The 13599-nt window shown below is 61.5% G+C and carries 14 protein-coding genes; 10 read left to right on the top strand and 4 right to left on the bottom strand.

The genetic code is table 11. The annotated features are described in order from the left end of the window. Window positions 1–3 precede the first annotated feature (3 nt). The 4 genes from ACO08C_RS11645 to ACO08C_RS11660 all read right to left on the bottom strand — a co-directional run bounded on the left by ACO08C_RS11645 (window position 4) and on the right by ACO08C_RS11660 (window position 5263). Window positions 4–927, bottom strand: a complete 924-nt coding sequence (locus tag ACO08C_RS11645) for an aspartyl protease family protein (RefSeq protein ID WP_421785787.1) — start codon at window positions 925–927, stop codon at window positions 4–6. Window positions 928–994: 67 nt separating this feature from the next. Then, entirely contained in the window at window positions 995–3100 is a 2106-nt protein-coding gene (locus tag ACO08C_RS11650; RefSeq protein WP_421785789.1) for a TonB-dependent receptor plug domain-containing protein, read from the bottom strand. Between the two features lie 112 nt (window positions 3101–3212). Beyond that, window positions 3213–4625, bottom strand: a complete 1413-nt coding sequence (tldD, locus tag ACO08C_RS11655) for a metalloprotease TldD (RefSeq protein WP_421785791.1) — start codon at window positions 4623–4625, stop codon at window positions 3213–3215. Between the two features lie 83 nt (window positions 4626–4708). Further along, window positions 4709–5263: a hypothetical protein gene (locus ACO08C_RS11660; protein WP_421785792.1), complete on the bottom strand. Its 555-nt coding sequence runs from the start codon at window positions 5261–5263 to the stop codon at window positions 4709–4711. Between the two features lie 231 nt (window positions 5264–5494). On the opposite strand from ACO08C_RS11660, the gene coxB reads away from it, so the two are divergent. From coxB to ACO08C_RS11710, 10 genes are all read left to right on the top strand, one after another. Next, entirely contained in the window at window positions 5495–6343 is an 849-nt protein-coding gene (gene coxB / locus ACO08C_RS11665) for a cytochrome c oxidase subunit II (protein ID WP_421785793.1), read from the top strand. A gap of 11 nt (window positions 6344–6354) precedes the next feature. After that, a complete protein-coding gene (gene ctaD, locus ACO08C_RS11670; RefSeq protein ID WP_421785795.1) occupies window positions 6355–8004 on the top strand; it encodes a cytochrome c oxidase subunit I in 1650 nt (549 codons plus the stop codon). Between the two features lie 79 nt (window positions 8005–8083). Then, the gene (gene cyoE, locus ACO08C_RS11675) at window positions 8084–9049 is read left to right on the top strand and encodes a heme o synthase (protein WP_421785796.1); all 966 of its coding nucleotides are present in this window, start codon (window positions 8084–8086) and stop codon (window positions 9047–9049) included. After that, on the top strand, window positions 9046–9291 hold the full coding sequence (locus tag ACO08C_RS11680; protein ID WP_421785798.1) for a hypothetical protein: 246 nt from the start codon (window positions 9046–9048) through the stop codon (window positions 9289–9291). Before cyoE ends, ACO08C_RS11680 begins: the two co-directional genes overlap by 4 nt. After that, complete coding sequence (locus ACO08C_RS11685) at window positions 9269–9844, top strand: cytochrome c oxidase assembly protein (RefSeq protein WP_421785799.1); 576 nt, start codon at window positions 9269–9271, stop codon at window positions 9842–9844. The genes ACO08C_RS11680 and ACO08C_RS11685 overlap by 23 nt, the downstream gene beginning before the upstream one ends. Before the next feature lie 72 nt (window positions 9845–9916). Beyond that, window positions 9917–10780 carry a cytochrome c oxidase subunit 3 gene (locus tag ACO08C_RS11690; RefSeq protein WP_421785801.1) on the top strand — a complete coding sequence of 288 codons (864 nt, stop codon included), beginning with the start codon at window positions 9917–9919 and terminating at the stop codon, window positions 10778–10780. A 3-nt stretch (window positions 10781–10783) separates the two neighbouring features. Further along, window positions 10784–11149 carry a DUF983 domain-containing protein gene (locus ACO08C_RS11695; RefSeq protein WP_421785803.1) on the top strand — a complete coding sequence of 122 codons (366 nt, stop codon included), beginning with the start codon at window positions 10784–10786 and terminating at the stop codon, window positions 11147–11149. A gap of 14 nt (window positions 11150–11163) precedes the next feature. Then, window positions 11164–11850 (top strand): SURF1 family protein, encoded by a 687-nt coding sequence (locus ACO08C_RS11700; protein WP_421785805.1) that lies wholly within the window; start codon window positions 11164–11166, stop codon window positions 11848–11850. Window positions 11851–11893: 43 nt separating this feature from the next. Continuing rightward, a complete protein-coding gene (locus tag ACO08C_RS11705) occupies window positions 11894–12475 on the top strand; it encodes a GNAT family N-acetyltransferase (RefSeq protein ID WP_421785806.1) in 582 nt (193 codons plus the stop codon). Then, a complete protein-coding gene (locus ACO08C_RS11710; RefSeq protein ID WP_421785808.1) occupies window positions 12468–13598 on the top strand; it encodes an EAL domain-containing protein in 1131 nt (376 codons plus the stop codon). The genes ACO08C_RS11705 and ACO08C_RS11710 overlap by 8 nt, the downstream gene beginning before the upstream one ends. Window position 13599: the final 1 nt, after the last annotated feature.

The following is a 13599-nucleotide window of genomic DNA, read 5'->3' on the forward strand; positions in this document are numbered from 1 at the left end:
CGATTACCGGTTCCAGCGTTCGTGGATCAGATTGCGCTCGAACAGGCTCGACGAGCGGCGGCGGCAAGCGGCGGAGGATTCGACCCGGAACTGCGAAGCCGCGAAGTCGATCCTGATCACCCCGTGATCGAGCATGTCGAGACCGACGATCATGGCGGGTGTATCGGCGAGACCCAGTGTTTCGAAGATCGGGAAATCGGTGGCCAGGGCACGGGCATTGCGGATGCAAAGACCGGAGAACCGCACCGTGCCAATACCCATTTCGCCGGCCTGGCCGGATTGCGGTCCGAGACCGAAAACCTCGATATTGCGCACTTGGCGATCCGTCATGACCGCGTCGGCCAGCGCTTCGTTGATGAAGCTCCGCGTGGCGCCCGTGTCGACGATAAAGACGGTTTCGATCCCGTTGACCGACCCCATCACGCGCATCATGCCGATATTATCGATCACGCCGGCAAAGTCGGCGGTTTCCCATTCGGAACTCGGATCGATCCGGATGACATAGTCGCGGAGGTCGATCTCCAGCCGGCTGTCGCCGAAAGCATCGGTGCCGAGGATGCCGAAAGCGACCAGATTGGCGTTGATATCGGCGTCAATCGTGATGGCCCGCTCGACCGGTGCCGGGCCGGCGCCAAAATCGATGCGCGATACACCCAGGATGACGGTCGGTCCGGCCCCGGTCAGCCCGTAGAAGGTGTCGGGCGTGCCGTCGGCGAATGACAAACCCAGCTGATAGGCCAGGGCTTCAAGGAGCGCTGTATGATTGGCGCCCGTATCCAGGATGAAGGGGTAGGGACCTTGCCCGCCAATGGTTGTCGGGATGACGTAGTGGCCGCTATAGGCCTGCCGCAATTCGATTTCCGGATCGGCCCAGGCCGAAGTCCCAAGCGCGAGGCCAAGGCAGGCTGCCGCGATGAATTTGCGCATCTGTTCCTCCTTAACGACAAGCTAGTGCGAAAAGGCGGTCACGCCGAATACACGAAGTTGTCAGCGCCTAGAATGTCCCGCGGAGTTCAAAATAGAACAGTGGCCCGAACCGTCGACGCTGGTATTCCACCGCATTCACAACGCCGAGCGCGCGGGAGCCATTATAGAATATGCGTTGGCGCGTGTTGCCTCGATCGAAAGCGCCATCGACACCGATCCGCGCCGTCAGCCCGGCCCAGCGCGTGGTTTCGACATATATGTCGAGATCGCCGTCAGTGAATCCTTCGAGACGGTATTCGCTGGCGCGGAAGACCTCGCCATCCGACAGCCAGAAATAATCCCAGCCCCAGGCGAGATCGAGTGCCGGGAAGGACTGCCGGTAATCTAGCCGCAACTCCCATTCACGAAACTCCGAAAGGTGCCGGTCCTGCTGGGTCAGATCGTCGAAAATATTCGTGTTGTACCACTCCAGAAAACCGTCGAGCACGGCATTCGATAGGCCAATCGAATCGAGCGGGAGCGATGTCTCCCAGGTCAGGCGGAAAATCGTGCCGTCGCCGATATTTCCCGGCGCATCGAACACGCCGGTCGGCGTGACCACGGAGATGAAATCGTCGACGCCCTCGATCCAGTCCTGGCCGATGCGGAAGGTAAAGGATCCGGATTCGCCGAAGCGCCGCTCGACTTCGGCTTCCAGCGTCCAGGTCTGCTCCGGTTCATAGTCCGGATTGCCGACCACCGCATTGTTGTCGGCGATATCGATTGAACTGGCGAACTTGTCGAAATTGAGCTGATCGACATCGCGCCGGCCCGCGACCCGGAAGCTGGTGACCTCATTGGCCTGCCAGGTGAGCGTGACCGACGGCTTGGGATAGGAAAAGCGTCGCGACTGTTCGGAGTCGCCGGTCTGTTCAATTTCCGAAAATTCGTAGCGCAGCCCGGATTCGAGATTGAATTCGTCGTTGATGGTCCAGACATGGTTGACGAAGAGCTCGGCGCGGCGCTCTTCGACGCGCGAATCGGCGACCGGCAGGTCGAGCGGCGTGACAGTGGTACCGTTGTCATAATCGACCTGGAGCAGGGTTTCCCGCCAGTTATTGGCGGCTTCCGCGCCAAACTCGACCGTGTGACGGTCGTTGACGGTCCAGTTGAGGGCTTGCCGGACCACTTGTTCGGAATTGTCGCCGTCGACCGAAACGATGAAGGCCTCGACGAAATTGCCAGGATCGTAGGTCTCAAACGGCTCCGCGCCATCGCGGTAGAAAGAGCGGCGCCACAAGACGGTCGTTGTCGAGGCCAGATTGTCGGTGAAATCGTGATTTACGGTGCCGGTCAGTGAACCGCCGCTGCCGTAATTGGTGGTGTTCGAGGCTTCGAAGCGCGTCAGTACCGGTGAGCCGGTCGCGTAACCACTGACCAGCGAATACTGATGGCGCCGCCATTCCCACGTAAAGAAGCGGCCATCGATCTGAACACGCGTGTCCGGCGTCACCTGCCGGGTCACAGAAGCGGTGCCAATATACTCCCAGTAACGGCGTTGTTCATGATCGTAGCGTGTTTCGACCAAGCCTCCGCTGGCATCAAACAGCGACTCGTCCCGGCGGTTGCGTGGACCGCGCAGGATAGCTTCCAGGCCAAGATTGATATCCGTCTCGCCTTGCGTAAACGAGTAGGCGATCTCGCCCACTGCGCCGAGCCGCGAGCCGTCGAAATGATTGAGGCGCGCGCTCCATGAGCCGGACGCGCCAGCGCCTTCGCGGAGGATGACATTCACGAGCCGGGCGTGACCGCGCATTTCGTATTGCGGGACGGGTTCACGGACCAGCTCGACCCGCTCGACATCCTCCGCTGAAATCCGTTGCAACACGGTTTCGAGCGGGATCGTCTTGTTGGAGGGACGGCGGCCGTCGATGAGCAGGTTGCCAAAGGAATCCGCCAGGCCGCGGCGGCCCGTATCGCCCGACGACAGCGAAAACCCGGGCACGCGGTTGACCATGTCCAGTGCGGTGACCGGATTGAAAGCGGTGAAGAATTCGGTTCCGAATCCGACGATTGCGCCGGTGTTCGATTCGCCGGCATGAGATGTGTCGAAATCGGCCTGTGCCCAACCCATTCCGGACGGCAGCAGCCCTGCGGCCAGTGCCGCAGCGCCTGCTATAAGTTTCCCTCGCATGAAACCCTATCCCTGTTCAGGCCCCCCGCCCGAATGGGAGACAATCTAACGGGTCTTGCGGGTAACTGAATTAAATGCCGGTAATTTCAATCACCAAGCTGCGAGTGATCCGTCAGCCGGCGCCGCCGACGGTCAACCCGGCGATCTTCAGCGAGGGTTGTCCGACGCCAACCGGGACTCCCTGACCGGCCTTGCCACAGACGCCAATGCCGGGATCCATCGAGAAATCGTTCCCGATCATCGAGACCTTGGTGAGCGCGGTCGGACCGTCACCGATCAGGGTCGCGCCCTTCACCGGTTCGGCGATCTTCCCGTTTTTCACGCGATAGGCTTCGGTGCATTGGAAGACGAACTTCCCGGATGTGATGTCGACCTGCCCGCCGCCGAAACCGACGGCATAGAGCCCGTCTTCGAGACTTTCGAGCATTTCGGCAGGATCGTGTTCGCCGGCCAGCATGTAGGTGTTGGTCATCCGCGGCATCGGCATGTGCGCATAGGATTCGCGCCGCCCGTTTCCGGTCGGGGTCATGCCCATCAGCCGCGCATTCTGCCGGTCCTGCATGTAGCCGACGAGAATGCCGTCCTCGATCAACACGGTGCGTTCCGTCGGCGTGCCTTCGTCATCAATCGTCAGCGAGCCGCGCCGCTTTTCCATCGTCCCGTCATCAATAACAGTCACGCCCTTGGCCGCGACCTGCTGGCCGATCTTGCCGGCGAAGGCCGATGTGCCCTTGCGGTTGAAGTCCCCTTCAAGTCCGTGGCCGACGGCCTCGTGCAGCAATACGGCCGGCCAGCCCGGGCCGAGCACGACATCCATCTGCCCGGCTTTGATATCGACAGCCTGAAGATTGACGCGGGCAATACGAAGCGCCTCGTCGGCCATCGCCTTCCAGGCTTCGGGTTTCAGCCAGGCCTCGAAAGCGTCGCGGCCGCCCGCGCCCGTGCTACCGGATTCCCGGCGGCCATTGCGTTCAACGGTCACGGAAATGTTCAAGCGGACGAGCGGCCGGTCATCCGTGTTGAGATTACCGTCCGGGCGCAGAATGCCGATGGCGCGCCGCGATCCGGCGATCGAGGCGGACACCTGAACGACTTCCGGATCTTTTGCCCGGAGATAGGCGTCGATCTCCTGCAGCAGGGCGGACTTGGCCTCGAAGCCCGGCTCGCTGACCGGATCGAGCGCGTCGTAGAGATGGCGATTGGTGCGTTTCGGGGCTCCGGACAGATTCGCCGAGCGCCCTTCGCGAGCGGCGCCGACCACAGCGGCGGCCCGCTTGACGGCGTCGAGCGTCGGGTCGCTGGAGTGCGCATAACCGACCGCTTCTCCGGAGACGCAGCGCAGGCCGAAGCCGCGAATCGCATCGAAGGAGGCCGTTTTCAGCCGGCCGTCGTCGAAGACCAGCGTCTCCGAGGTGCCATGTTCGAGAAACAGTTCGCCGTCCTCGGCGCCGGCAAGCGAGTCCGAAAACGCCTTGACGGCTTGGTCCGCGTCAAACTGGAACGGGCTGAACGGATCGCTGGACATGAAAGAACTCCTGAAGGCCTGATCTAGACATAGCGATGCCCAGCGCGCCTTGCGAGCCCAGGATTACATGTCCGGTGTGGGTGTCAGCTGCCGCTGCTGACGCTGAAACGCTCGAGTTGTTCGCGCGCCTGACGCCAATTCGGGGCGGCCGCGGCGGCCGCGCGGAAATCATCATAGGCGTTGGAAATGAAGCCCATGCGTTCGTAAGCCACGGCGCGATTGAAATAGGCTTTCTCGATATCGTTGAGCCCGCCTTCAAGGGCCCGTGTGGCCGCCTCGACGGCTTCTTCATACAGGCCGAGGCGGATCAGCGCGGCCGACCGGTTCATGTCGATCTCCGGCGCGTCGAAACCAGCCTCGACAGCCCGATCGAGATCGTGCAGCGCATCTTCCGGCCGCTCGAGATGCAAATTGATGACCGCGCGGTTTACCCAGGTGCGCTGGCGGTCGCGCGTTGTCAGGTCATTGGAGTCCAAGGCGGCGTCGCAAGGATTCAGGGCCCCAGAAAATGAACGCCGCCAGACGGCGTTTTCGAAACACTGGGCTGCGGGTGTGTTGCCAATCACGACCTGCGCCTGCGCAGATGCGGAACATGCCATGATCGACGCGGCGATTCCCGCGAGGAAAATCGTGTACATTTCTGCCTCCCTCGAACCAGCGCGGTGACCGATCCGGCAGTCATAATACCAGATGCACCGGTGATTGAAAATTGCCGGATAAAGCAGATGTTTTTCATCGACATTCCGTACGGGGACACGTATGCGACAAAAAGGCACTGAAATCGGCCTGACAGGGCCGGTCGAGGACTCTATATTCCGCCGCAATCCGCGAGGACCGCTCTCGCGACCAAGCAAGTATTTGGGGAAGCCATGCGATTTCTAACCGCGCTTTTCACCATTTGGATGGGCCTCACCGCGATTGCCGCGGCTCAAGTCGGCGCACCGGTGCCAGACGGAATCGGCCTTCGAGAAGCCGTTACGCCGGTGATGGAAAGCGTTGTTGCCTTCCACACGCTGGTGATGTGGATCATCTCGGGTATCACGCTGGTGGTTCTGGCGCTGCTGTTATGGGTCATGATCCGCTATAACAAGCGGGCCAATCCGAACCCGTCGAAAACCAGCCACAACACGCTGATCGAGGTCATCTGGACGGCCGTGCCCGTTCTGATTCTTGTGGTGATCGCGGTTCCGTCTTTCCGCCTGCTGTATCTGCAGGACGAGATTCCGGAAGCCGATCTGACGATCAAGGCCGTCGGTTACCAATGGTATTGGGGTTACGAGTATGCCGATCTCGGCATTGGCGAATTCTTTGCCAACATGATCCCCGATGAGGAGATCGATCCGTCCGCTGGTCAGCTACGCCTGTTGTCGACGGATTATCCGATCGTCGTGCCGGTCGATGCGACGGTCCGTCTGAATGTGACGGCGGCTGACGTGATCCACTCGTGGACCATCCCCGAATTCGGTATCAAGATGGACGCCATTCCCGGCCGCCTGAACGAAACCTGGTTCCGTGCCGAACAGACCGGCGTCTATTACGGCCAGTGCTCGGAATTGTGCGGGCTGCGCCATGCCTTCATGCCGATCGAAGTCCATGTCGTGCCGCAAGAGGTGTTCGATAGCTGGGCCGCGCTTGCCGCGGACGATATCGATGCCGGGCGCACGCTCATTGCAGAATATCAAGCCGGTGTCCGTGAGACCCGGATGGCCTCGCGCTGAGGAGAGAATACATGTCTGACGCAACCGTTCATCACGACGACCACGATCATTCGCCCAGCATCTGGGACCCGCGGCGCTGGCTGTTCTCCACCAACCACAAGGATATCGGCACGATGTACCTGGTGTTCGCCATCGTGGCGGGCATTATCGGCTTCGCCATGTCCGGCGTGATCCGCTGGGAGCTGGCAGAGCCGGGCATCCAGGTCTTCGACGGGAATTCGCTGCTCGGCGCCCTCGCGGCGAACGAGCACTCCTACAATGTGTTTGTGACCGGTCACGGCCTGGTCATGGTGTTCTTCGTCGTCATGCCGGCGATGATCGGCGGCTTTGGCAACTGGTTCGTGCCGATCCAGATCGGTGCTCCCGACATGGCCTTTCCGCGGATGAACAATATCTCGTTCTGGCTGCTGCCATTTGCTTTCGCGCTGCTGCTGATCTCGCTCTTCGTGCCGGGAACGGGCGCCGGCAACGGCTTCGGCGGCGGCTGGGTGATCTATCCGCCGCTATCGACAAGCGGCCACCCCGGACCATCGATGGATTTTGCGATCCTGTCGCTGCACCTTGCCGGTGCCTCCTCCATCCTTGGTGCGATCAACTTCATCACCACCATCTTCAACATGCGCGCGCCGGGCATGACCATGCACAAGATGCCGCTGTTCGTGTGGTCTATGCTGGTCACGGCCTTCCTGCTCTTGCTGGCGCTTCCGGTCCTGGCGGGTGCCATCACCATGCTGCTGACCGATCGCAACTTCGGAACCACATTCTTTGATCCGGCCGGCGGCGGCGACCCGGTCATGTTCCAGCACCTGTTCTGGTTCTTCGGTCACCCGGAAGTGTACATCATGATCCTGCCGGGTTTCGGTATGGTCTCGCACATCGTGTCGACCTTCTCGCGCAAGCCGGTCTTCGGTTATCTCGGCATGGCCTACGCGATGGTCGCGATCGGCTTCATCGGCTTTATTGTGTGGGCGCACCACATGTACACGGTCGGCATGGCCGTCGATCTGAAGGCCTATTTCGTGGCGGCCACGATGATCATTGCGGTGCCCACGGGCATCAAGATTTTCTCGTGGATTGCGACCATGTGGGGCGGCTCGATCGACTTCAAGGTGCCGATGCTGTGGGCGATCGGCTTCATCTTCCTGTTCACCGTCGGCGGTGTGACGGGCGTGATGCTGGCGAATGCCGGTGTCGATCAGGTCCTGCACGATACCTATTATGTGGTGGCACACTTCCACTACGTGCTGTCGCTGGGTGCGATTTTCGCGATTTTCGCCGGTTTCTACTACTGGATCGAAAAGATGAGCGGCTACAAGTATTCCGAATTCCTCGGACAGCTGCATTTCTGGATCACCTTTATCGGCGTGAACCTGATCTTCTTCCCGCAGCACTTCCTCGGCCTGCAAGGCATGCCGCGGCGCTATGTCGATTATCCCGATGCCTATGCGTTATGGAACGAGGTCTCGTCCTGGGGCTATGTGGTGACGATGGTCGGCACGATCATCTTCTTCGTGATGCTGGTCGACGTATTCCTGCGCCGCCGCCAGGGTGCCGCCAACCCGTGGGGCGAAGGCGCAACCACGCTGGAGTGGACGCTGTCCTCGCCGCCGCCTTTCCACCAGTTCAACGAACTGCCCGTGGTGAAGTCGGACAGGCACTAGATGCGAAAACGGGGCGGGGAGGCATCTCCGCCCCGACCGCCTTTGAGTTGAAGATATGGCAAGTCCAACGGACACAGCGATGAGCGGCCCGGTCGCGTCGACGCCCGCCGAATGGCGGGATTATATCGCGCTGATGAAGCCGCGCGTCATGACGCTTGTCGTGTTCACCGCCTTCGCGGGCTACATCGCGGCGCCGTCCGGCCTGCATCCCTTCATGGCCGTGATCGCCCTGTTTGCGCTCGCCATGGGGGCCGGTGCCGCCGGCGCGCTCAACATGGCTTATGATGCCGACATCGATGCGACGATGCGGCGGACGCGATTGCGGCCTGTGCCGCGCGGGCTCGTGCGTCAGGCGGATGCTTACGGATTCGGCCTGGTGGCTGCGGCATTGTCGGTGTTGCTGATGGCGCTGGCGGCGAACTATCTGGCCGCCGGCCTGCTGGCCTTCTCGATTTTCTTCTATGCCGTCATCTACACAATGGTGCTGAAACGGCGGACGCCGCAGAATATCGTGATCGGCGGGGCTGCCGGCGCGTTTCCGCCGATGATCGGCTGGACCGCCGCCACGGGTGGCATCACCCTGGATTCCGCCATTCTGTTCGCGATTATCTTCCTGTGGACGCCGCCACATTCCTGGGCTCTGGCGCTTTACAAATCCGGTGACTATGCGGCCGCCGACGTTCCGATGATGCCTGTGGCCAAGGGGGCGAAGCGGACGCGGCTGGAAATCCTCGTCTATTCATTGATCCTGACGCCGTTTGCACTGGCGCCGGTCTTCACCGGACTGGGCGGAGCGCTCTATGGCGGTGTCTCTGTTTTCGGCGGGCTGGTCTTCCTGATCCTGGCCTGGCGCATCTATCGTTCGCGGGCCGGCGAAGCCGGTTCGGCGGAGGAGGGTGCGCTGTACGCGGTGCGGGCGGGCGACAAAGCCGCGCGCGATTTGTTTGCCTATTCGATCGGATATCTGGCCGCGCTTTTTGCCGCACTCATCGCCGAGCATGCGTTGGGAGCTTATGTTGCGACTCCGTTAGGAGGTGTGATGTGATCGAAGAGAACGGACCGGCTGCGGAGCCGTCAGACAAGAAAGATGCGGCGAGCGAGCACGAACAGGCCAAGCGTGAGTTCGTGAAGGCGCGAAACCGGCGCAACATCATGATTGCCTGGTCGCTGGTGGCCTTCATGGCCATCCTCTTCTCGATTACGGCGATCCGGCTCATGCAGAATCTGGCCGATCGCGAAGCGGCTATGACACAGGAGACAAGCGATGAAACGCTGGCTGCAGAATAAGAATTCGCGCCTGCTGATAACGCTGTCCGGCGTCGCCATCGCGATGGTCGGCGCGGCCTACGCGGCTGTTCCGCTGTACAATCTGTTCTGCCAGGTGACCGGCTATGGCGGGACGACGCAGGTCGCCGAGACCGAGGCCGACCGGGTGCTCGACCGGACCGTGGAAGTGCGTTTTGACGCCAGTATGGAGCGCGGCCTGCCGTGGACATTCGAGCCAATGCAGACCTCGATGACGGTGCGCGTCGGCGAAACTTCGCTGGCTTTCTACCGCGCGACAAATACGTCCGACCGGCCTGTCACGGGAATGGCGACATACAATGTGACACCGTTCAAGTCGGCGCCTTATTTTTCAAAGCTGGAATGTTTTTGCTTTATCGAGCAGACGCTGCAGCCGGGCGAAAGCATCGAAATGCCGGTCCTGTTTTTCGTCGATCCGCTGATCGATGAAGAGCGCCGCATGGACGATGTCCGCACGATCACACTTTCCTATACTTTCTTCGAGCAGGCCGGGGGTTCTGCAGGCGCGACAGGTCGCCGCGAAGCGGCACCCTAGCATTGATCCGCAAACGGTCCGAAGGTATCAGACGCTAAATTCGTCCGGGGACGACTCGCAGGAGACACAGACATGGCCGGTCACGCCGTCAAACACGACTACCACCTCGTCAATCCGAGCCCGTGGCCGGTGGTGGGCTCGCTGTTCGCCTTCATCATGATGCTGGGCGCCATCGTCTGGATGAAGGGCTTGGCGGAAGACAATTTCTTCTTTGGCGAAGGTCAGCCCTGGCTGTTCGCTATCGGTTTCCTCGGCATTCTCTACACGATGTATGGCTGGTGGAGCGATGTGATCAAGGAATCGCGCGCCGGTGACCACACTCCGGTTGTCGATATCGGCCTGCGTTACGGGATGATCCTGTTCATCCTGTCGGAAGTCATGTTCTTCGTGGCGTGGTTCTGGATGTTCTTCGAAGCGGCGCTGTTCCACGATCTGCGGGCTGGCGGCAGTTGGGATGCGGTGGCGATCGGCGCCGATTTCTCGGGCTGGGAAAGCTGGCCGCCGCCGGGTGTGGAGACCTTCGATCCTTGGCATTTGCCGTTGATGAACACGCTCGTCCTGCTGTTGTCCGGCACGACTGTGACCTGGGCCCACCATGCGCTGCAGCATGGCGACAGAAAGGGCGCGATACAGGGTCTGATCCTGACGGTTGTGCTCGGCCTCAGCTTCACGGCGCTGCAAGTTTACGAATACTCCCATGCCCACTTTGCCTTCGACGGCAATCTCTATGGCGCAACCTTCTTCATGGCGACCGGCTTCCACGGCGCCCACGTTGTCATCGGAACGCTGTTCCTGGCGGTGTGTCTGGTACGGCTGCTGTTGGGCGGGATGACGCCGCAGAAGCATTTCGGCCTCGAAGCGGCGGCTTGGTACTGGCACTTCGTTGACGTCGTCTGGCTGTTCCTGTTCGCCTTCGTCTACGTCGCCTTCCAGTAGGCGATGTCCAAGGTTTCACCGTTCGCCGCAGGTCTGAAAGGGCGATGCCCGCGCTGTGGCGAGGGGCAGATGTTTGCCGGCTATCTGAGGATTGCGGATCATTGTGACGTCTGCGAGCTGGACTACAGCTTTGCCGATGCGGGTGACGGTCCGGCGGTTTTCGTTATGTTTCCGGCTGGGTTCGCGGTGGTGATCCCGGCGCTTCTGCTGGAAGTGGCGGCACAGCCGCCGATCTGGGTCCACATGGTATTGTGGCTGCCGCTGACGCTTCTGATCTGCCTGTTATTGCTGCGTCCCTTCAAGGGCGTTCTATTCGCGCTGCAATACAAGCATGCCGCCGAGGAAGCGCGGTTCAACGACAAACACTGACGGGTCCGGACGCCATGTTCCGTCCACTGCCGATTTTGACGCTGTTCAGTCTTCCCGCCCTGGTCCTTCTGATCGGGCTGGGCGGCTGGCAATGGTCGCGGATGGGCGAGAAGGCGAACGCAATCGCGGCGTGGGAGAGCCAGGAGGCCGGCGAAGCCGTGCCTTTGGAGTTTGCGTTGTGCGAGGCCCGCGCCGGGTATTTCGGCCGCGAAATCATCCGGCCGGACGATCCTGGCCACACATTCATCCGGTTTCAGGGCCGGTCTGTGGACGGCGAGCCCGGCTGGCGGCACATGTATGCGCTGGCCCTTCCGGCGTGCTTTTCGCCCGGCGCGGGCCAGGCCGTCCTGGTCCAGTACGGATTTGAGCCGCTGCGTGGCGGCGATGTGGCGGTGGCCGGCAGGTTGACGATCGTGCGGCCTCCCGCCAGCGGTGCATTCGCTGCAGCAAACGAAATCGCGTCGCGGACATTCTATCGCTTCGAGGCTTCGGACCTGACCGAAGCGCTGGGCGGGATGCCGATCTATCCGGATTTCTGGATCGTGGCGTATTCGGGCGAGATGCCGCCGCAACTGGCCAGCGTGCCGCCAAGCCAGCATCTCGGCTATGCACTGACCTGGTGGGGCATGGCGCTGGCGCTGATCGCTGTTTATCTCGTTTTGCATGTGCAGCGCGGACGGTTGCGCTTCACCCGTCGTTAGCCGGTTCCTGATATAGAATTCAACTTCAGAACGAGGCAGGCCAATGGCGCTTTGGCGCGACGATTCTCCCGACATCGAACTGGAAACCCGCGACCTCGTCCTGCGGGCCCCGAATGCGAGTGATTACGAAGCCTGGGCCAAGCTGCGGGCGGCCAGCCGGCGCCATACCGAGCCTTGGGAGCCAGCCTGGACCGAAGACGAGTTGACCCGGACAGCGTATCGGGGGCGCCTGCGCCGTTACGAAATGGACTGGCGGGACGGCCGTGGAGCGCCGTTTTTCGTGATCCGGAAACAGGGCCGGTTGCTGGTGGGAGCCTGCAATCTCAACAATATCCGGCGCGGCGTGATGCAGAGTGCCGATATCGGCTACTGGATCGGGACGCCCTATGTACGCCGCGGCTATGCCCGGCAAGCGATCCAGCGCGTTCTGGCTTTTGCCTGGAGCGAGCTGCAGCTGAACCGCATTGAAGCGGCCGTGCAGCCGCAGAACGCCGCATCCCGGCAATTACTGGAGGAAATCGGGTTTCAGTATGAAGGCCGCGCGCGCGGGCTGCTGAAGATTGCAGGCGAATGGCGCGACCACGACCGGTTGGCAATTTTGCGCGGAGACCGGAGCGATGGATGAGCGGGTGCTCATCGACGCGGCGAAAGCATCCGGGGCGGTCGCGTTCGTCATCGATCCGGAACGCGCGCGATTTGAGGGTGATGTCGCCAGTCTCGGCCTGCTAGCGGCCGAGTACGCATTGGAAGACCTGATCGAGCGGCTGGCGCCCGCGGAACGCGCGGATTTCCTGCGAGCCGTATTGTCCGGCGAGATCGATCAGCGCGTGCGGTTGGTCGGTGAGGAGGGCGCGGTGCGCTATCTTCGCTTCATTGGCCAGCATTGGGGTCATGGCGCACTGACCGGGCTGGTGTTACCCGCCGGACGGTTCAGTGTGGATGCCGGCGATCGGCTGAAACGGGAAAACCGGGTGAAAGCGGCAGTCGATGATGGTGAGATCCTGGCCCATTATCAGCCGATCGTGTCGCTGGAAACCGGGGCCCTGGTCGGGTTTGAAGCGCTGGCGCGATGGGACCGGCCGGGTGTCGGCCTGATCGGACCGGACGATTTCATTCCCATGGCTGACGACCTCGATCTTCTGGGCCGGATCGGCATGCAGGTCCGGAAAGCCGCGGCCATGGATTTGTCGGCCTGGCGTGCCGCCGCGCCCGATGCGCCGCTGTTTATCGCTGCGAATGCCACGGTGAGCGAGTTATTGTCGGACGGGTTTGCGGAAACGCTGATCGGCAGCATCGAGCAATCGGGGCTTCGTGCCGGCAGCTACAAGCTGGAGATCGCGGAGACCGAGATCATGCGCCAGCCGGACGAAGCTGCGCGGGTAATTGCCGATCTCAAAGCCGCGGGCATCCAGCTCGCGCTGGACGATTTCGGCACCGGTTATTCCTCGCTGTCGCGGCTCGACCAGTTCAATTTCGACACGGTGAAAATCGACCGGTATTTCATCCGCGCCATGGCGGCCTCGGACAGCGCGGTCAAGGTTGTCGAATCCGTGATGCAGCTCGCCAATCATCTCGGCATGACCGTCGTAGCCGAAGGCATCGAAAACGCGGAGACTGCGGACCGGTTGGCCGGGCTGGGATGCGATTACGGGCAGGGGTTCCGCTTTGCCGGCGCGGTGGCGCCGGAACTGGCTGCGGAAATCGTGAAATCGGGGTTGCCCGGCCGGATTGAATCGCCCGTGCCTTAGG

The sequence above is a fragment of the Hyphobacterium sp. genome (genome assembly GCF_965229905.1).
Classification (GTDB): Bacteria; Pseudomonadota; Alphaproteobacteria; order Caulobacterales; family Maricaulaceae; genus Hyphobacterium.

What these genes read in the sequence shown, in the direction of transcription:
- ACO08C_RS11685 (WP_421785799.1), top strand. Translation starts at nt 9,269, where the DNA reads ATGAAACGCTGGCTGCAGAATAAGAATTCGCGCCTGCTGATAACGCTG.
- ACO08C_RS11660 (WP_421785792.1), bottom strand. Translation starts at nt 5,263, where the DNA reads ATGTACACGATTTTCCTCGCGGGAATCGCCGCGTCGATCATGGCATGT.
- ACO08C_RS11705 (WP_421785806.1), top strand. Translation starts at nt 11,894, where the DNA reads ATGGCGCTTTGGCGCGACGATTCTCCCGACATCGAACTGGAAACCCGC.
- tldD (WP_421785791.1), bottom strand. Translation starts at nt 4,625, where the DNA reads ATGTCCAGCGATCCGTTCAGCCCGTTCCAGTTTGACGCGGACCAAGCC.
- ACO08C_RS11645 (WP_421785787.1), bottom strand. Translation starts at nt 927, where the DNA reads ATGCGCAAATTCATCGCGGCAGCCTGCCTTGGCCTCGCGCTTGGGACT.
- ACO08C_RS11695 (WP_421785803.1), top strand. Translation starts at nt 10,784, where the DNA reads ATGTCCAAGGTTTCACCGTTCGCCGCAGGTCTGAAAGGGCGATGCCCG.
- cyoE (WP_421785796.1), top strand. Translation starts at nt 8,084, where the DNA reads ATGAGCGGCCCGGTCGCGTCGACGCCCGCCGAATGGCGGGATTATATC.
- ACO08C_RS11710 (WP_421785808.1), top strand. Translation starts at nt 12,468, where the DNA reads ATGGATGAGCGGGTGCTCATCGACGCGGCGAAAGCATCCGGGGCGGTC.
- ACO08C_RS11690 (WP_421785801.1), top strand. Translation starts at nt 9,917, where the DNA reads ATGGCCGGTCACGCCGTCAAACACGACTACCACCTCGTCAATCCGAGC.
- ctaD (WP_421785795.1), top strand. Translation starts at nt 6,355, where the DNA reads ATGTCTGACGCAACCGTTCATCACGACGACCACGATCATTCGCCCAGC.
- ACO08C_RS11650 (WP_421785789.1), bottom strand. Translation starts at nt 3,100, where the DNA reads ATGCGAGGGAAACTTATAGCAGGCGCTGCGGCACTGGCCGCAGGGCTG.
- ACO08C_RS11700 (WP_421785805.1), top strand. Translation starts at nt 11,164, where the DNA reads ATGTTCCGTCCACTGCCGATTTTGACGCTGTTCAGTCTTCCCGCCCTG.
- coxB (WP_421785793.1), top strand. Translation starts at nt 5,495, where the DNA reads ATGCGATTTCTAACCGCGCTTTTCACCATTTGGATGGGCCTCACCGCG.